This window comes from Nonomuraea sp. NPDC048826 (assembly GCF_043198225.1).
Classification (GTDB): domain Bacteria; phylum Actinomycetota; class Actinomycetes; order Streptosporangiales; family Streptosporangiaceae; genus Nonomuraea.
On sequence record NZ_JBICUQ010000016.1, the window covers coordinates 60436 to 77811 of the forward strand.

Genomic DNA, 17376 nt, shown 5'->3' on the forward strand with positions numbered 1-17376 from the left:
GGCGGGATCTGACAACCTATGACACGGAGATGATCAATGCCTCTCGCTGCGGCCATCACCGGGACGCGGTCAACAGGGCATCGCGAACTCAGCTGGTACGCGGACATGTTCGCCACTTACCTGGCGCCGTTCGCGGTCCACGACGCTCGCTTCTACATCGGAGGTGCCACGGGTATCGACAGCTTGTCCTTGCTGTGGCTAGCCGGTAACTCGGAAGCGCAGATCACGGTCGTCGTGCCGTGCACCGTTCACGACCAGCCCGCCGAAGCACGTCAAGCCATCGCCCAGTGCCGCGACCGCATTGCGGAGATCGTCGAGTTGGGGGCCGGGCAACTGAAGACGCCCGCCTATCATGCGCGCAACCGGTGGATGGTCGATCACGCCAGCATGGTCATCGGGTTCCCGCTGGAGAAGGGAGCGGCGACCTCGGGCACTTGGCAGACGCTTGAGTACGGCGCCTCACAAGGCAAACCTCGGCTGATCGTTCCCGTCTGAGCTCGGACCCGGGCATCATAAGTGCATGAGCGCGCACGACCGACGCGTCGGCGCCGCCATGCTCAAGCGGCTGCGGCTTGCCCGCGGGTGGTCCCTCGCCGACACGGCCCGAGCCCTTGTTCACATGGCGGTCCAGCTTGGGCAGCCCTTCGACACCAGCTTGGCCAGTGTGCAGCGGTCCGTCGCCCGGTGGGAGAGTAGTAAGGCTCCGATCCTGCCGAGCGAGCGGTACCAACTGCTCCTCGCCCACCTGTACGCTCGCGACGCTCATGGGCAGATGTCCCTCGGCGGCGGCAGCGACTTTGCAGCTCTGCTCGAAGCCCTCGGGCATCTCGGTGAGGGTGAACGACGCCGCACCGAACTACGCATGCTTCTCGTACGGACGACAACGGACAGCGGTGTGCATCTGTTCGCGCTGCTCGGGCCGCCTACGCGACGCGCTTTGTCCGCGGTCTTAACCAACCCATCGCAGCTCGATGAGGACCTGCTGTCCGCATTGCGTGACGCCGTGTCCGATGTGAATGGTCAAGTCGGCAGCATCCCGTTCGTCCGTCTGCAGCTTCTCCTCGCGCCCATCCTCGAATCTTGCCGCCGGCTGCTCGAACTGCCCATACCTGACGCGTTCGCCGGTCAGCTTCAATTGATCACTGCGCAGGCGTATCAACTCGCCGGCCGGTTTGCGTTCGAGACCCGGGACGACGATGCTTCACAGACGTTGTACGCGGCTGCGACCCATCTGGTCGGGCGCATCGGTGTACCGTGGCGTCGCTCGGTCGTGCACATGAGTCACGCACTCGTCACCCTGTACTCGACCCCCGGCCTCGAAGCCGCCAGAGCGCTCATCGATGCGGCGGTGCGCGACGCACGGCAGGGTCAGAGCGTCACGGTCAGAGCTCGAGCACATGCCCTGCAAGCAGAGATCGCGGCCCGGGCCGGCGCGGAGAAGCAGGCCAAGGCCGCGCTGGCGCTCGCCTGGTACGACCTGGACAAGGACCGCCCCGACGATCCAGCGGCGGATTCCTTGTCACCCGCTCACCTACGCGGCTTCGAGGGCGTCATATCGCTGTATGTCGGGGATCCGCTGCACGCCCATGACTACTTCTCCCGCGCGGCTCAGGCTCTGGCCGCTCCCCGTGAGCGCGTGCAGCGGGCGATCGTGTCGACCGATCAAGCTCTCGCTCGGATTCGACTGGGGGATCCGCGGTCGGCGGCTGAACTTCTGCATGGGTGTATCGATCTCGCTGCCGAAACGGGAGGGCGAGTCCCTGCTCTTCGCCTTCGTGGCGCACGACGCGATCTGCGGGCTTGGCGAGGAGAGAGCTTTGTCGCTGATCTCGACGATCATCTGATCGAGTCGCTCGGCACGTAGAGGTACCTCAGTAGTCGTCTACCCCGTGGAGCTCCACTCTCGATCTTGCGTAGCGTCCCACATGGATGATCGTGGCACCGGCCAACTGCTGCTGAGTGAGGCGAGCGACGCTCCGGTAATAGGCGACACGCCAGCCCGTCGGCGAACTCCACCAGGTGAGCGAAGAACGCCAAGTTGGACGGCGGAGGCTGGCGTCCGCTTCGTCCGCCGGCTGTGGAGGACATCACGAGGTGATCACCGCTTCCCATCGGCTGTGTTGAGCCCGTAGGAAGGCGCGGGACGTGCTCAGGCGAGCAAGTGCAAAGTCCGTTCGGCTTGGCGTTGTAGGGTTCCGGCGGGGTTGTGGGGCGTAGCAGGTCCGTCAGGGCCGAGTTGGAGGAACCAGCCCAGCGCGATCAGCCGGCGGAAGTCGCGTACCCGTCCGGCTTCGCCGGGGGCCAGGTCAAGGTGAGGCAGGAGCTGGCCGGCATCCAAGGCCCCGTCGTGGCGGGAGATGTGTTCGCAGACCTCGCCCAGTTCGAACGCGCGGTCGCTGCGGCCGGAGTCTTCCCAGTCGATCAGCCGTACGCGACCCTCATCAGGCGACCACAGGTAGTTCGCCCGGTTCCCGTCCGCCAGGCCGAGGACGGGCGGCAGTGGGTTGCTGGTGAGCTTGTCGGGGTCGGTGGAAGCCAGCCAGGCGGCCCCCGCGCGGAACGCCTCCCGCACGAGCGGGTCGTCGCCCAGATCGGGCTGCTTGTCGGCCCAGGCCCGGGTCTTGTCCACCGCGGCGGCGGGTCCCCATGCGGCGGGCTCGACGGCTTCTACCGCGTGGGCCGGGATCTGGTGCAGCCGGTTCAGGGCGGCGGCCATGGCCATGATCTGCTCGTTGGTGGCGTGCTCGCCGCGCAGGACATGGCCGGGCAGCCTGCTCATCACGATCATGGGCGGGTGCGCCTCCAGCGCGGCTTCGATGGGCGTGGGCGCGAGGCCGGGCGCATGCTCGGCGAGCAGGGTGAGCGCCGCCCACTCCCGGCGTGGTTCACCTCGTGCCCACGAGGTGTAGCGCTTGACCACGACGTCGTCTCGAATGTCGAGGCTGTGGGTGCATCGGCCAACCGTCATATGCCCGCTTCGCCCTTTCTGTCCCTCGGGCTGGAGGACGGGCTGTCCTCCAGCGACGTCCCGCGAAGGGAAAGGAAAGGGCCGAGACTACCCCAGGCGACGGCCGCTTTCAGGGCGAGCGGAGATCGGGTCAGTGCTTGCGCCGCTGGTCACCGTCAGGCAGCGTGAACCGGGCGCGGCCCAGCGCGGTGTCGCGCAGATCCGACAGCCGCGGCACCAAAGTGAGCGCCAGCTCCTCGACGGGGTGGAGCAACCCCTGGCCGACCTCGGAGGTCCAGACGCGGGCGCCGGCGGGCCAGGCCATGTTCAAGCCGATCTCTCCCTTCGGGATCACCCCGTTGAACGGCGCGGGGATCCCCTGGGCATTCCAGAACGCCGATGCTCTGCTCGCCTTGGGCTGCTCAAAGGCCGGGTACAGCTGCGGGTAGCGGGGGCTGGTACGCACCATCCGAAACAGCATCTGCCCCAGCAGCCCGGGTGCCGTGCGGATGAGTGAGTCGAACGTGGCCTGGGCGAAGGTGACGGCGGAGGCGTCCTGGGAGGGGTCCAGTGCCACGCAGGCGAACAGGTGGGCCAGGCGGTGGCGGACGTACTCGGCGACGCCGTCGACCAGGCCGGGTTCGACCTGCCTGATCAGCTCGCGCAGCCGGGCGTGGTCGGGCCGGAACAACGCCAGGTCGAACAACTCGCCCATCGTGTCCACCGCGGCGAACGCCAGGTCCTTGGACAGCAGCGTGTTCATCTCCCCGGCTTCGGCGCAGGCGCGCGTCTGCGGACCGGTCGAGTGCAGCATCAGATATTCCGAGGTCGCCTCGAAGTACAGATAGCCAAGGAACGGCACCAGGGGCACTGCGGCGGCGAGCTGGTCGAGAAACCGGTCGGCCGGCGTGGCGGTCCCGCACGCGACGGCGAGAAGCATGTCCAGGACGTCTGCTGCTTGCCGGATTCGCTGCACGGCCGCCGCGCGCAGCTGGTTGTCCTCGGTTGGGGTGAGAAAGGCTCGGTTGTCGAGGTAGGAGGCCAGGTGCACGGTGCCCAGCCGCAGGTAGTCGATCCCCTTGGCAGGCACCGGCCCGCCAGGGGTGACCTCGAAGATCAGGATGTCGCGGTGGGCCTTGTTCGCCAGCAGCCAGGCGCCCAGGTTGTGGGGCCGCAGCCCGGCAGGGCGGGGGGTGAGCAGGACGCAGTACAAGGCTCCGACCATGCAGCCGGGGGCCTGGTAGAGCTGGCCACTGGCGCGGATGGCCGCCAGGTTGGCGGTGGTGTGCATGAGGTAGATCGGCCGTCCGCTGGCCAGCGTCTCCAGCAGCGAGCCGGCGCGCAGCAGCCAGCCGTTGGGGGTGTGCTGGAGGTAGGTGCGCCATTCGGTGTCGTCGGCGGCCAGGCCGCGTGGGACGGGGCGCGGCCGATGGCCAGGGCTGTAGTCGGTGTGCGTATCCTCCCAGACCGGGTCGGCGAAGGCGGGCGCGGTGACGGTGGAGACGTCGAAGTCCATGGCAGGAGGCTCCTAGGGCAGATGGGAGACGGTGTGGCAGGCGACGGTGATGGCCTCGTGATGGGTGGCGCCGTCGAGGCGGGCCTGCTCGCTGGCCAGCATCAGATCGACGGCGACGTCGTGCATCCAGGCGGGCACAGACACGCGGAGGCGGGCGGGGTCGGGCCACCAGCGGGTCAGGGGCAGCCGGTAGCGATCCAGGCAGTCGGCGGCCTTGAGCAGGTCGGTCAGCTGCGGTGCCCGCGCGTACCAGACACGCTGGGCGGCCGAGAAGCCGTTGTGGTCGACATTGTGCAGGCTGACGGCGGCGCAGGCGGCCGTCACCGCCTCGGTCGACAGGTGCAGGCCGAGCGAGGCGGTGACGGCCTGATGGTGACGGGCCAACCAGTGGCCGGCCCGTTGCCCATGCCCGGCGTCGGTACGGTCGTCGTGGCGGCGGCAGTCGTGGACGGCCGCCGCCAGACGCAGGGCGTTGCTCTGCTCGTCGTCCAGGCCGTGGTGCCGCGCCAGCAGATCGGCCAGGAAGCAGACCCGCGCGTTGTGCCGGACGCCGTGGATGCCGTCGACGGCCTGCACGAGGGCGAACCAGGCCACCTCGGGCAGCATCGGGATCGGCGGATCAGGCACGGCCACCGTGCAGGTGGACCGCGCGGGCCGGTGGGCCGCGATCCAGGTGAGGGTGGGCTGGTCCATGACCTGGTGCAGCGGCAGGCGCCGCTGCAGGGCGGCCTGCCGGAGCGAGAGGGCAGGCTGAGGGCGTGCTGACATGGACATCTCTCCCGGGCATGGCCACCCACAGGGCGGCCGGGACGGCGGGGCAGGAATCAGGCGGCGGAAGGGTGGCGCAGCCAAGCGGGCACCGCCGACGGAGTGTCTTTCAGCCAAGCCGCGTATCGGGCGACGCCCTCGGTGACCGTGATGCCGGGCTGCCAGCCGAGCAGCTCGGCCATGCGGCGGGTGCAGGCGCAACCGCCGAGCGGGTCGCCGGGCGGCCGCGGCGTCTCGGTGACGGTGGCGCCCGGGTAGTGGCGGCGCACCAGCTCGGCCACCTGCCGGATGGTGGTCGCAGTGCCGGTGCCGAGGTTCAGGGTCTGGTTGTGGGCCGCCGGCGCGATCAGGGCGTGCAGGGTGCCGGTGGCGATGTCGTCCACGTGCACCAGGTCGCGAACCTGGTGGCCGCCGCCGTTGAGGTGCAGCGGCAGCCCGAGTGCGGCGCGCATGGAGAACCAGGCCACCACCCATGAGTGGCTGTTCTCCTTGACGACCTGCGGTTCGCCGTAGACCGAGAAGTAGCGGACGATCGCATGCGAGGTGCCCGCCTCGCCCAGGACGGTCGCGGTCTGGAACTCGCCGCACGCCTTGGTGCTGCCGTAGATCGACACCGGCTGCAGGTGCGCGTCCTCGGTGAACCGGGTGAACCCGTCCTCGTCCGGGGGCTGGTTGCCGTAGACGCTGGCGGAGGAGACGAACACCACCCGACGCACGCTCGGCGTCGCGGCGGCGGCCTCCAGCACGCGTTGCGTGCCGATGACGTTGGTCTTGATGGCATCCACCGAGCGCCGGGTGCAGGCGGCGACGTCGGCAAGGGCCGCGGCGTGGATGACGTAGTCGCAGCCGTCGATGAGCTTGTCCACCACTCCGGGCTCGGCGATGTCGCCGACGTGGAAGTCGGGGTCGTCCAGGCTGATCCCGAAGTGGTCGTGATACACCTGCCGAGGGTAGGCGTCGATCTTGCACACAGACACCGGGCGCGCGCCGATCCGGCGCAACTGCGCCGTCAGGCGGCTGCCGATCAGTCCTCCGGCTCCCGTGACGAGCACGGTCGTGCCCGCCAGTTGGTGCAGGGACATGCGCGCTCACCTCCTCGCTCGTGGCGCCGACCGATCCGGCCGGCTGGTGTCTTCCACGCAACCGGAACATGGCGGCGCCCGGCAGGGCACATGAGGGGGCTCACAAAGCGCCGATCAGGTTCACCGGCTGCCCCGCCGGCGTTACCGTATGTGGCACGTTCGCGCGGAGCCATCACTGAGCCTCCAGGAGGCGTCGTGGCCGCATCTGGGCACCCCCCGAACCTCGCGCTGGAGAAGCTGATCGCCGAATCCGGCGCCAGCCATAAGGCGCTGGCCGCCCGGGTCAATCAGCACTGCCAGGCCCAGGGCAAGGCCGCCTGCTACACCCACACTTCGGTCGCCAATTGGATCTCCGGGATGACCCCGCGCTGGCCCACCCCGCGAGCGATCGCGGCCGCCCTGAGCGAACGGCTCGGCCGCCCCGTCAGCGTCGCCGAAATCGGCATGCCGCAACCGGCGACAACCTCCCTCGAGATCGGGTTGGATTTCCCTCGTGAGCTTCCGCGCGCCATCGATGTCGCCGCCGCCTGGTGGACCCTGGGAGACCAGGTGAACCGCCGCGCGTTCGGCCGCCTCGCCTTCGCCGCCGCGGCCTTCAGCACGCCCAGCACCCGGTGGCTGATCCAGCCCGCCGACGCCGACGCCGCCCTCCAGCCCCCGCAGTCAAGAGGCCGCCGCGTCGGCGCCGCCGATCTGGCCGAACTCCGGGACGCGGCCGAGCACGCCCGCCACATCGACTCCAAGTACGGCGGCGGCTCCTTCGGCTCCTCCCTGGTGGCCGCATGCCTGCGCGAGCGCGCCGTCCCACTGCTGAAGGGCTGCTACACCGACGCCGTGGGCCGCGAGCTGTTCTCTGCCACCGCCCAACTCGGCCGCCTGGCCGGATACGCGGCCTGGGACGTCGGCGACCAGCCTGGCGCTCAACGACACTACATCCAGGCCCTGCGCCTGGCCCGCGCTGCTGGCGACGTGCCGCTGGGCGGCTACATCCTGGCCTCGATGTCCCTGCAGGCCGGACTCAACGACCACGTCGAGGACGCCATCGACATGGCGCAGGGCGCCTACGAGCGCGCCCGCGACCACGCCACCCCTCGCACGCTGGCGTTCTTCAAGCTGGTCGAGGCCCGCGCTCACGCCCGCGCCGCGCGGCGACACGGACGCGCCTGCGCCCGCCGGGCCGCCGCCCTGGCGCTGGCCCACTCCGAGACCCTGCTCGGTCAGGCTCATCCCGACGACGGCGACCCCGTCTGGATCGACTTCTTCACCCACGCCCGGCTGGCCGCCGACGCCACCGAGATCCACCGCGACCTGCAGATGCCGCACATGGTGATGCGGTTCGAGGAGATGGCCACCATGCCCACCCTCACCTACACGCGCTCGGCCGGCATGCGCAACGCCATCGTCGGATCCGCGCACCTGCAAGCCCGCCGCCTGGACGAAGGTCTCCAGCACGGGCACCGCGCCGTGGACATCCTCTCCCGTGTCGCCTCCACCCGGTCGCTCACCTACGTCAACGACCTCCTGCACGCGCTGACCCCGTGGGAGGCAGAAACCAGCGTGCGGCAGTTCCGCCACCGCGTACGCCACGAGCTCCGCATCCCCGCATAAGCCACGCGCCCGCAAGGGCGTTCAGTTCCGCTCTCCAGCAGTGGCGCTCGAGCTGTCAAAAGTGCGGGCACGGGTGCTGATCGGCGGTCCAGGGGCTGTCGCTACGGTGCCGGTATCGCTGATAGAAGCCCTGGGCATGCGCATACTGGCCGGTGGTGTACCAGGTCAGGGCCGGGTGGCGGGTCTCCAGCTCACGCAAGGCCAGCGTGCCGAACCCGCAGCAGTGCCACTCGGGCGAGAAACTGATCTTCTTCAGCAGGCCAACGCCGCAAGACTCGCAGATCGCGTACTGGACACGCCCCAGCGAACCATCCCCATCGGCGGCGATCGAGAACTCGAACGATACGGTCGGCCCGTCATCCGCCCCTCGACGACAGCCGGGTGTGGCGACGGCCCGCGCGATCGCCTCTGCCCGGGCACGGCTGGCCGCCTCGTACAGGCTCCACCCCAGATCGATGTCCAGCTCGGCGATGGTGATCTCGCCCCAGCCCGTCACCTCGACGGTCTCTTGCGCCAGGACAGCCGCCAGGCGGGCCTTCCACGCCTCAGCGAACGCGGCCGGCCCGCGATGCTCGCTGTCCTGCTCGGCCACCGTCTGCTGGAAGGACTCACGGACGATCGCCTGCATCGCACCTCGCCGCACCCGCCGCTCGACGTCGTCGTCCCGCGGCACGCCCGCGGCTACCTCCCAGACCCGCGCGGCCAGGCCGCGCAGCCCCGCCGACCGCTGGGGCGCTGCTTCCGGCCACGACTCGGGCAGAGGCTTCCACAACAAGCGCACCAGCATGCCAGCACCGTAACCGGCGACGAACCTCCCGCAGCGAGGTTGCCGAGTCGGTCTGGAAGCGGCCCAGTGCCTGCTGGAGGTCGGAAGATGTTGTCGTAGGACTCCAGGCAGAGGCGGTCCGGCCGACGGGTCGCAGCGAACTGCCGGCCGGATCGTCTTCTGTGCGAGTCGCGCCCCCTCCAGGCAATTACGTCCCGTCGGGTGGTGTCGAATCGGCTCTCATCGGCGCGTTGCCTTCCACGACAGCGGGCCATCGCGTGCGTCTCTGTGGAACCGCCAAGGGACACGCAAAGGAGAACCACACGATGCCCTGGAACAGTCTGCCCTGTTGGAAACTCTCGCGGTACTTAAGAGAGCCGGTGACGATTCTGCCCAGAGGTTCGCGCTATTCGGTGATGTGGACGAGCTCCTCCAAGCTGGTGATCCGCCAGTCGGCTGCGGCCGTGCCGGGATCGTCGGCCCACAGATACCCCCAAGGTCCGCGCCGTATGTGGGCGACGCGGAGGCCGGCTGCCTTGGCCGGGACGACGTCGTTGGCGGGGTGATCGCCGACGTACACGATCCGCTCCGGTGGAGCGCCGGCGAACTCCACCAGGCGGGCGAAGAACGCCGGGTGCGGCTTGGCGACGCCCCACTCGCCTGAGGTGGCGATTCCGTCGGCAGGAAGGTCGAGAGTGCGTAGCAGCTCAGCGGCGTGACGTGTTCGATTCCCTGCGATGAGCACCCGGTGGCCGGTAGCCCGCAGCACGGCGAGCGCCGGACGGACGTCTGGGTAGAGGTCGGACTCCTCGATATGCTCACCGCGGCCGGCAGCTTCACGTGCGGCATACTCGGCCCCGATATCGATATCCGGGTCGCAGGAGTCGAAGGGCGTCAGCGTTGTCCCGCCCCTGAGCGACAACCGCGCCGACGAGCGCCGACAAGGTATGCGTGGGTACGTCCAGCCAGTCGGCCCAGGACGCCCAGTAGCGGTCGTCACGGACGATGGTCTCGCCGACATCGAAGACGAAGGTCCTACTCACTGCCCGAGCCTATTGGCTGGGGCATCTGGGAGAGAAGTCAGCGGCGCAGGAGCGGTTCACTCCGGGACGCCGAGCACCCTGCACCCGAAGAAGATAACGCATGCGCATTTCGGGGCAATAGAAATGAGGGATATGGCCTAGCTTATTTTCGTGGCCAGGTCCATGACCCGTAGAGCCGCGAACCTGTCAGATCATGGTGTTGACCTGGTTGTGATGTGGTTGTCGCCTGGTCATGATCTTCCGGCGGATTTGCGCAGTAATATCCATAATGGTCAGATTTGATCAGGAATCACTGCTGTCACATCACCGATCGCCTTTCACGTAGCAAATGGGGGCTCCTGTGCGGTTCGCCATCTTGGGCCGGCTCCACGTCGAGGACGAGGACAAGTCGGTCGAGATAACGCGTACCAGGCGATCGCTGTTGGCGACACTGTTGCTGGCCGGCTCCGACGGGATCGTCGCTGAGACGCTGATGCAGGCGGTCTGGGGTGACACCTACGGCCGGGACAATTCGCTGAAGACCGCCTTGTCGCAGCTTCGCCAACTGCTTCCAGGGCGCATTCCATCCGCGCGTGGTCATGGCTACCGCATCGTGCTACGCCCGGAAGACGGTTTCGACTTGACTGAATTCCGGCGGCTGGTTGAGGAGGGCCGAGTCCAGATATCAACCGGTGATCAACATGCCGCAGTCGCCTCGTTACGAAAAGCATTGGATTTATGGGGCGATCCTCCTCTGGCCGACGTACCAGAAGACCCCATCCGTCTGGCGACATGGCGGCAAGAACTGCTGTGGGAACGCAAGGTCGCCCAGCAGGACCTCCTCAAAGCCCGATTGAAGACGGGTGAGCACCATCAGCTGATCGGCGACCTACGCCGGGAACTGGCTGAAGACCAACTGTCGGAGATGCTCAACGCGCTGCTGATGACCGCCCTGTACCGGGCGGGATACCGGATAGAGGCGCTGCAGCACTACGACGGCCTCGTGACGACGCTGGCCCAGGAGACCGGAGCGGACCCAGGGGCCAGGCTGCGCCGGCTGCGTGACGAGATCGCCAACGACACCCTCGACCTCCGGACCCTGGACGAAGACGAGCAAGCACTCAACCCCACCGCCTGGGGAGCCGGGGGGCTGCCTCCGGCACAGCTGCCACCCGCGGTGAGCGACTTCACCGGTCGCGCGGCGGAGATGGAAGAACTGGCGCGCCATCTGCGCACCGCCGGACGCACCGGGCGCATGTCCATCGCCTCCATCAGCGGCCCTCCGGGAGTGGGCAAGTCCGCCCTGGCCCATCAGGTCGCGCACCTGCTGCGACCGCACTTCCCCGACGGCCAGGTCTACGTGCATCTCGCCGGCATGTCCGACCAGCCGCGGGAGATCACCGACGTGCTGGGGGAGGTGCTGGCCGCGCTCGGGGTCGAACTCGGCCACCTGCCCGCCACCGTCCCCGGCCGCACCGCGCTGTACCGCTCCGTGCTGGCCGGCCGCCGGGTCCTGGTGGTGCTCGACGACGCGTCCGGCATGCACCAGGTGGACCCGCTGCTACCCGGTACGCCGGGATGTGCGGTGATGGTGACCAGCCGCGCGCAACTGGTCGGCGGAGCCGGCATGCGGATGGTGCGGCTGGATCCCCTGTCACCGGAGGAGTCGCTGAACCTGCTGGGCGAGATCATCGGTGCCGAGCGCATCCAGTCCGACGCGTCCGCCGCCGCCGACATCGTCGACGCCTGCGACGGGCTTCCGCTGGCGGTGCGGATCGCCGGCGCCCAGCTGTCCGGACAGCCGAACTGGCCGCTGGCGACGTTCGGCACCCGACTGCGCAAACGACTGCTGAGCATGCTGCAGGCCGACGGAATGACGGTCGAGGCCGGAATCGCTGACAGCTACGAATCACTGCCGGATCCCGAAGCGCGGGCCTTCCGCCTCGCGTCGCTGCTGAGACCGGGCGGGTTCGCCGGCTGGGAGATGGCGATGCTCGGAGGCGGGAACGTCGACGACGTCGAGGAGATACTGGAGCGCTTGAGCCGCCGCAGCCTGCTGTCCATGGTCGGGGTCGATTCACTGGGCCAGCCGCGCTACCGGCAGCATGACCTGCTGCGTGTCTTCGCCGCCGCGCGCCTGGTCGAGCGGCCCAACGAACGTGACCAGGCCATCCACCGGCTCTTGCTGGGCTGGCTGGAACTCGCCGGCCTGGCCGACGAGCAGATCGCCCGCAAGCCGCACGACCCGCCGGTCAGGGCGCTGGGGATGGTCATGTTCGCGCCGCCGGACGTCCGCCGGTTGATCGTGGACGACGCCGACGGCTGGATGGCCACCGAGGTGGCGAATCTGCTGTACGTGGTCCGTATCGCCAGCGAACACGGTCAGCAGCGCCTGGCCATGGGGCTGGCGTTGCGCGTGGCGTCCTACCTGTACCGCGAGAGCCGCCACCGCGACGCCGCCGACATGTGGCGTCGCCTGCTGCAGACTCTCTCGCCCACCGACGTGCGCCTGACCGCGGAGGTACGTCATCGATTGGCCGCGCTCATCATGCATGGGCCGGGCGGTGCGCGACGGGCGTCACCGCTGCTGGACGACTGTGTGAGCGCGCGGGAGAGCTGCGAAGACCTTCTTGGGCTGGCGCGGTCGCTGGCGCTGCGAGCCGTGTGCCGCCGCCAGCTCTCGAGCGACCCCGGCCATTCCGCTCTGTTGAGCGAAGCCGAAGCGGACGCCGGCCGAGGGCTGCGCATCGCCCGGGAGATCGCCAACGGTTATGCGGAGTTGGCCTGCCTGCGGGCGATGGCCACCGTGCTCAGCGCTCGCGGCGACCACGAACACGCGCTCGCTCTGGGCCACGAGGCGGTGGCCGTGGCTGAGCACCTCGCTGAGAAACCACAGGATCGGTCCTACCTGTGGCTGGCAGTGCAGACACTGGCTGTGCTGGCGCTCAACGCCGGTCGCGCGGAGCCGGCGTTGCGGCTGAGCGAGCAGGCGTGGGAGCTGAGTACGGAGCTACTCCACCGAGCTGGGCAGGCACGCGCGCAGGAACTGGCCGGTGACGCGCTGGCCGCGTTGGGCCGCCGGCAGGAGGCTGAGGAGCGTTACCAGGAGGCGGCCGTGGTGTTCGAGGCGGACGGGGGAGTGGAGCAGGCCAAGCGCTGCCGCGCCAAGCTCGCCGTGTAGCCGCCCCGACGCGGCATCCGCGATCAGCCCGGTTCCGAGACCGGGTGGCGGGCTCGTCCCGGCCGGCTGACTGTGCGCCGCCTTGACGCGGCGCGCGAACCGGGTTCTCGCCGAGGCTCGTGCCCGCCACCGCAGAGATCTTTTGCTGGCGCAAAACATCTTGCCGCGGCCGGCACCACCCGATTTGCGCACCTCGCCCGCGGCGGCGCCGGGTCTGCCTTGCCGGGACGGGCTCCACCACACGGCCAGCTCTTCCGGCAGCCGATCAAGTCCGCCGGCCCCACAGGGGCGCCGGCCGAGGAAGGGCCTCGCACATGGACATCCAGATCAGCATCACCGGCAGGATCGCTTTCCCGCCCCGCTTCTTCCCCGCCAAAGGCGACTCGCCCGCCATGTGGTCGGCCAGGCTGGAGGTCAACGGGCCACCGACGCCCGGCCGCGACGGTTCGCCTTACATTCCGGCCCGGCCGGTCGAGGTCGTCGCCTACGGGGTCGCGGCCATCCGCGCCGGCGAGTCCTACCGCAAAGGCCACCTGCTCGTCGTCCAGGGCTGCGACATGGTCGCCCGGAGTTTTGAGTCCAAGGACCGCGCCGGTCACCCGACCGTACGCAGCATCATCAAGATCACCGCCACGGCGATCGGGCTGTGCTCGCGCTACAGCATGGTCAGCGAAAGCTCCAACCCGTCGCAGCCCAGCGCCGCCTCCCCGCGGATGGTGCAAGGCGCCTCCGCCGCCGACGAGACCGCGCCCGCCGCCGCGGCCTGAACCACCCGAGCCGAAGAGACGCCGGCGCCCCTCCCGCCGGCGTCTCTTCGTTCCTCCCGCCGCCCGCCCCGCCGGGTCCTCCGCGCTACCGCCTGCGCGGATGGGCGGGCGGCGGGAGCCCTCCTCCACTTCACGCCGATGGGAGTCACCGCCCCATGTCCCTCACCACCCAAGCGCCCGAGCCATCCGCCTCCGCTCCCGCGATCGTTGAGCCCGACGCCGACCTGGAACTGCCGGAAGACTTCCGTCTCGCGCGGATCCCGGTACGCCAGCTCGGCCACTTCCCCGACAACGTGCGCGAGGACTACCACATCACCCAGGAATTCTGCGCCTCGCTCAAGGCCCAGCTGCAGGTCCCGGTCACCGTCATCCCCATCCCGGCCGACTACGAGCGCGGCGCGGGGGAGGAGGAACACCGCTGGTGGGTGGTGAAAGGCAACCGCCGCCTGGAAGGCGCCATCACGATCAACCTGCCGAAGCTGCTGTGCCTGATCGACCTGACCACAGCCGAGGACAAGGCGAGCCTGCTGGTCGACCAGGTCGTGGAGAACGACGACGACTTCCGCCTCGGCCTCACCCCCTTCGAGCAGTCCCGCGCTCTGTTCATGGCCCACCAGCTGGGCGCTTCCCGGACCGAGATCCGCAAGCGCACCGGCCGCACCCGCGAGCAGGTCGCCCAGGCCATCGCCGCGGGCAAGCTGTCGCAGCAGACCCGCAGCAGTGCCCAAGCCATGCAGTACGCCTGGACGCTGGACGAGCTCGCGCTGCTGGACGAGTTCGACGGCGACCAGGAGGCCCTGTCCCAGATCGACTCCTACATCTCCAGCGGGAGGCACAGCGGCCGGCACGCCATCGAACGGGTGCGCCGCGAACGCCAGGAGGCGGCCGCACACGCCCAGGCGCTGGCCGACCTCGAAGCTGCCGGCATCCCGGTGACCGAGGACGAACCGGCCGGTGCCGTCCGGCTCAGCCGGCTCACCGGCAGAGTGGAGGGCTTCGACCCCGAGCAGCACACCGACTGCCCCGGCCGGGGCGCGTTCTTCCACAGCTGGCGCACCGAGCGGCCCGAGATGTACTGCAGCACCCCCGAACGGCATGGCTACACCCCGCCGCCGGCCATCACCCTTCCACCGTCCGCCGCAGCCGCGGATGACGGCCCGTCCCGCAAAGTCGTCGTCCAGGGCAACCGGGCGTGGATGGCGGCCGCGACCGTCCGACAGGAGTGGCTGGCCACGCTGCTGGCGCGCAAGAGCGCGCCCAAGCCGGTCGCCAGGTTCATCACCCGGGTCCTCAACGACATGCCGGCGCCGGTGCGCGACAAGCTCGGCTCGGCCTCGCTGTCGACGCTGTACGGCAAGCTCGGCGGGCCCGCGGCCCTGCAGGCGGCCCTGGCCACCGCCGCTCCCGGCCGGTTGACCATGCTCCAGCTCCTGCCGATCGCGGTGGCCTGGGAGTACCAGATGAGCGTGGCCTCCGCCGAGTGCAAGAACACCTGGCGCGAGGGCCGCCACAGCCCCTGCTCGACCGCCGATGCCGCCGTCTGGCTGCGGTTCCTGGTCAACGAGCTGGGGCCGGAGCTCGGCGAGAAGGCGTACGTGCCGGCGCCCATCGAGCAGGCCCTGATCGACGGCGTCCCGTACCTCGGCGACACACCAGCCGACCCGACCCCCGCTGCTCAGCAGTCCACCGCTCCGGACGAAGCCCTCGCGCCCGAGCACCCGAGCCCCACCACCACCGGCACCCCGGAACCCGACTCCGCCAGCCCCGAACCCGGCGAGGCGGAGCCGGCCGATCACACCGACGATCTCCGAGTGGCATGACCGCCACCCGCCGGCAGCCGAGTTCCCGCCCACGATCCAGAAGGACCCCGCATGATCAGCACCGACCTGGCGAGCTGGTGACCATGGCCAGCCGCGGATTCGTCGGCTTCGTCGCCGACCAGACCCAGAAGATCGCCTACAACCACTACGACTCAGCCCCGGACGGAATCGGCCTGCTGGTGCTGGCATGGCTGCGCACCGCCGTAGGAACGCCGGACGTCCTGCGCGAGCGCGTCGCCGCGCTGCGCGTGGCCACCTCCGGCCGGCCCACCGCCGACGACATCGAGCGGTACGGCCAGTACGCCGACCCGCACGCCTCCACCCACGAGATCACCTGGATGGAACTGCTCTGGCAAACCCAGGGCGACCCCGAGGCGATGCTGCGAGCAGGCGTCATCGCCGACGCCTCCTCCCATCCCGTCGACCACCCCGCATGCGAATGGGGCTACCTCGTCGACCTCGACTCCCAGGTCTTCGAGGTGTACCGGGGCGGCCAGGCCGCCCCGCACAACCGCGGCCGCTTCGCCGCCGCCCACCCTGCCGAATCCGGACACTGGCCGGTGGCGCTGGTCATGGGATGGCGCTTCGACCAGTTGCCGAGCGACGAGGAGTTCCTCACCGCGCTGTGATCCCGCCTCCTCTGGTCCCGGCCGTCCGTCGCGCGGCCGGGACTTTCCCTTTCCGGCCACCTTTCGTACATCTGGAGCCGCCCGATGAGTTCCGCATCCTCGCTCGCGCTGACCACCCGCAACGCCGGTCTGGAAGATCTCGTCGACCTGCTGCGCCACCAGCAGGCGCACAAGGTCGACGTCGTGGTCCACAGCGACCAGATCCACGCCGAAGGCGCCCGCCTGCGCATCAGCACACCACCGCTGCTGTCCGAGCGCGGCGTCACCACCACCGCCGGGCTCTACACCCCGACCGGAGTATGCGACGGGGGAGTGGCCGGCAAACTCGGCATACCCCTGCCGTACCTGCGCCGCCTGCGCGAACACAAGCCCGACCTGTACGACGCCAACGTCAACGGCTGGCTCGCCGACGCCGACCGGCGCTTCCTGCTGCGCGGCCTGCGCGGCGACGGCGAACACGGCATCGCGCGGGCCTTCCTGTCCGACAGCTACCGCATCATCGACAACTTCGACGTCCTCATGGCAGCCCTGGACGGCGTGCGCCAAAGCGGCGTGCAGGTCCAGATCGACGGCTGCGACCTGACCGAACGCCGCATGTACGTCCGCATCGTCTGCGAACAGGTCCGAGCCCTCGCCCCGGACCTGCTGCGCGACTACCGCAGCCCGTTCACCGGCGAGCGCGGCGCCGACAACCCGGTCGTGTTCGCCGGGTTCGTCATCACCAACAGCGAGGTCGGCGAAGGCGCGTTCACCATCGTGCCGCGCCTGGTGGTGCAGGTCTGCCGCAACGGCATGACCATCAACGCCGACGCCGCCCGGCACGTCCACCTCGGCGGACGCATGGACGAGGGCGTGGTGCGCTGGAGCGCCGACACCCAGGACAAGAACCTGGCCCTGATCACCGCCCAGACCCGGGACGCCATCACCACCTTCCTGGATGTCGACTACGTCCGCGTCAAGCTGGAGCAGCTGGCCCGGCTGTCCGGCGCCCGCGTCGCCGACCCCGCCGCCACGATCGAGCTGGTGGCCAGGAAGCTCTCCTACAGCCAGGAGCAGCAGCGCCAGATCCTGTCCCACTTCATCCAGGGCGGCGACACCAGCGCCGGCGGCGTCATGCACGCCGTCACCAGCGTCGCCCGGACGCTGCCCGACGCCGACACCGCGCACGAGATGGAAGGCCAGGCAGTGCGCGCCCTGCACCTGGCCGCCGGCACCTGAACCCCCTTCGTCTCCGCGGCCCCCGGGCCCGTCCTCCCCAGGACCCGAGGGC

Annotated in this window: 14 protein-coding genes; 8 read left to right on the forward strand and 6 right to left on the reverse strand. The window is 69.6% G+C overall.

Going from position 1 to position 17376, the window contains the following annotated elements:
• Nucleotides 1-36 precede the first annotated feature (36 nt).
• Nucleotides 37-495: a hypothetical protein gene (locus ACGFI7_RS40635; protein ID WP_393414809.1), complete on the forward strand. Its 459-nt coding sequence runs from the start codon at nt 37-39 to the stop codon at nt 493-495.
• 25 nt (nt 496-520) lie between these two features.
• Nucleotides 521-1864, forward strand: coding sequence for a hypothetical protein (locus tag ACGFI7_RS40640; protein ID WP_393414812.1), 1344 nt, complete (start codon nt 521-523; stop codon nt 1862-1864).
• A 285-nt stretch (nt 1865-2149) separates the two neighbouring features.
• On the opposite strand, the gene ACGFI7_RS40645 is transcribed toward ACGFI7_RS40640, so the two are convergent.
• From ACGFI7_RS40645 to ACGFI7_RS40660, 4 genes are all read right to left on the reverse strand, one after another.
• Complete coding sequence (locus tag ACGFI7_RS40645) at nt 2150-2968, reverse strand: phosphotransferase family protein (protein WP_393414814.1); 819 nt, start codon at nt 2966-2968, stop codon at nt 2150-2152.
• Between the two features lie 130 nt (nt 2969-3098).
• Nucleotides 3099-4463 carry a hypothetical protein gene (locus tag ACGFI7_RS40650; protein WP_393414817.1) on the reverse strand — a complete coding sequence of 455 codons (1365 nt, stop codon included), beginning with the start codon at nt 4461-4463 and terminating at the stop codon, nt 3099-3101.
• 12 nt (nt 4464-4475) lie between these two features.
• Nucleotides 4476-5231 carry an HD domain-containing protein gene (locus tag ACGFI7_RS40655; RefSeq protein WP_393414820.1) on the reverse strand — a complete coding sequence of 252 codons (756 nt, stop codon included), beginning with the start codon at nt 5229-5231 and terminating at the stop codon, nt 4476-4478.
• 56 nt (nt 5232-5287) lie between these two features.
• A complete protein-coding gene (locus tag ACGFI7_RS40660; protein WP_393414823.1) occupies nt 5288-6313 on the reverse strand; it encodes an NAD-dependent epimerase/dehydratase family protein in 1026 nt (341 codons plus the stop codon).
• A gap of 195 nt (nt 6314-6508) precedes the next feature.
• Between ACGFI7_RS40660 and ACGFI7_RS40665 the strand changes: the two genes are divergently transcribed.
• Nucleotides 6509-7921 carry a sporulation protein gene (locus ACGFI7_RS40665; protein WP_393414826.1) on the forward strand — a complete coding sequence of 471 codons (1413 nt, stop codon included), beginning with the start codon at nt 6509-6511 and terminating at the stop codon, nt 7919-7921.
• A gap of 55 nt (nt 7922-7976) precedes the next feature.
• Here ACGFI7_RS40665 and ACGFI7_RS40670 read toward each other — a convergent pair whose 3' ends face one another.
• Complete coding sequence (locus tag ACGFI7_RS40670) at nt 7977-8708, reverse strand: hypothetical protein (protein ID WP_393414829.1); 732 nt, start codon at nt 8706-8708, stop codon at nt 7977-7979.
• Nucleotides 8709-9093: 385 nt separating this feature from the next.
• The gene (locus ACGFI7_RS40675; RefSeq protein ID WP_393414831.1) at nt 9094-9609 is read right to left on the reverse strand and encodes an HAD family hydrolase; all 516 of its coding nucleotides are present in this window, start codon (nt 9607-9609) and stop codon (nt 9094-9096) included.
• A gap of 461 nt (nt 9610-10070) precedes the next feature.
• On the opposite strand from ACGFI7_RS40675, the gene ACGFI7_RS40680 reads away from it, so the two are divergent.
• From ACGFI7_RS40680 to ACGFI7_RS40700, 5 genes are all read left to right on the forward strand, one after another.
• Nucleotides 10071-12890, forward strand: a complete 2820-nt coding sequence (locus ACGFI7_RS40680) for a BTAD domain-containing putative transcriptional regulator (RefSeq protein WP_393414834.1) — start codon at nt 10071-10073, stop codon at nt 12888-12890.
• A gap of 314 nt (nt 12891-13204) precedes the next feature.
• Nucleotides 13205-13657, forward strand: coding sequence for a single-stranded DNA-binding protein (locus ACGFI7_RS40685; RefSeq protein ID WP_393414837.1), 453 nt, complete (start codon nt 13205-13207; stop codon nt 13655-13657).
• Nucleotides 13658-13812: 155 nt separating this feature from the next.
• Complete coding sequence (locus tag ACGFI7_RS40690) at nt 13813-15477, forward strand: ParB/RepB/Spo0J family partition protein (protein WP_393414840.1); 1665 nt, start codon at nt 13813-13815, stop codon at nt 15475-15477.
• Nucleotides 15478-15560: 83 nt separating this feature from the next.
• A complete protein-coding gene (locus ACGFI7_RS40695; RefSeq protein WP_393414842.1) occupies nt 15561-16106 on the forward strand; it encodes a hypothetical protein in 546 nt (181 codons plus the stop codon).
• 84 nt (nt 16107-16190) lie between these two features.
• On the forward strand, nt 16191-17324 hold the full coding sequence (locus ACGFI7_RS40700; protein ID WP_393414845.1) for a DUF932 domain-containing protein: 1134 nt from the start codon (nt 16191-16193) through the stop codon (nt 17322-17324).
• Nucleotides 17325-17376: the final 52 nt, after the last annotated feature.

Bases quoted from the DNA above. Each gene is read 5' to 3' on its own strand.
- ACGFI7_RS40635 (WP_393414809.1), top strand. From the start codon at position 37: ATGCCTCTCGCTGCGGCCATCACCGGGACGCGGTCAACAGGGCATCGC.
- ACGFI7_RS40640 (WP_393414812.1), top strand. From the start codon at position 521: ATGAGCGCGCACGACCGACGCGTCGGCGCCGCCATGCTCAAGCGGCTG.
- ACGFI7_RS40645 (WP_393414814.1), bottom strand. From the start codon at position 2,968: ATGACGGTTGGCCGATGCACCCACAGCCTCGACATTCGAGACGACGTC.
- ACGFI7_RS40650 (WP_393414817.1), bottom strand. From the start codon at position 4,463: ATGGACTTCGACGTCTCCACCGTCACCGCGCCCGCCTTCGCCGACCCG.
- ACGFI7_RS40655 (WP_393414820.1), bottom strand. From the start codon at position 5,231: ATGTCAGCACGCCCTCAGCCTGCCCTCTCGCTCCGGCAGGCCGCCCTG.
- ACGFI7_RS40660 (WP_393414823.1), bottom strand. From the start codon at position 6,313: ATGTCCCTGCACCAACTGGCGGGCACGACCGTGCTCGTCACGGGAGCC.
- ACGFI7_RS40670 (WP_393414829.1), bottom strand. From the start codon at position 8,708: ATGCTGGTGCGCTTGTTGTGGAAGCCTCTGCCCGAGTCGTGGCCGGAA.
- ACGFI7_RS40685 (WP_393414837.1), top strand. From the start codon at position 13,205: ATGGACATCCAGATCAGCATCACCGGCAGGATCGCTTTCCCGCCCCGC.
- ACGFI7_RS40690 (WP_393414840.1), top strand. From the start codon at position 13,813: ATGTCCCTCACCACCCAAGCGCCCGAGCCATCCGCCTCCGCTCCCGCG.
- ACGFI7_RS40695 (WP_393414842.1), top strand. From the start codon at position 15,561: ATGGCCAGCCGCGGATTCGTCGGCTTCGTCGCCGACCAGACCCAGAAG.
- ACGFI7_RS40700 (WP_393414845.1), top strand. From the start codon at position 16,191: ATGAGTTCCGCATCCTCGCTCGCGCTGACCACCCGCAACGCCGGTCTG.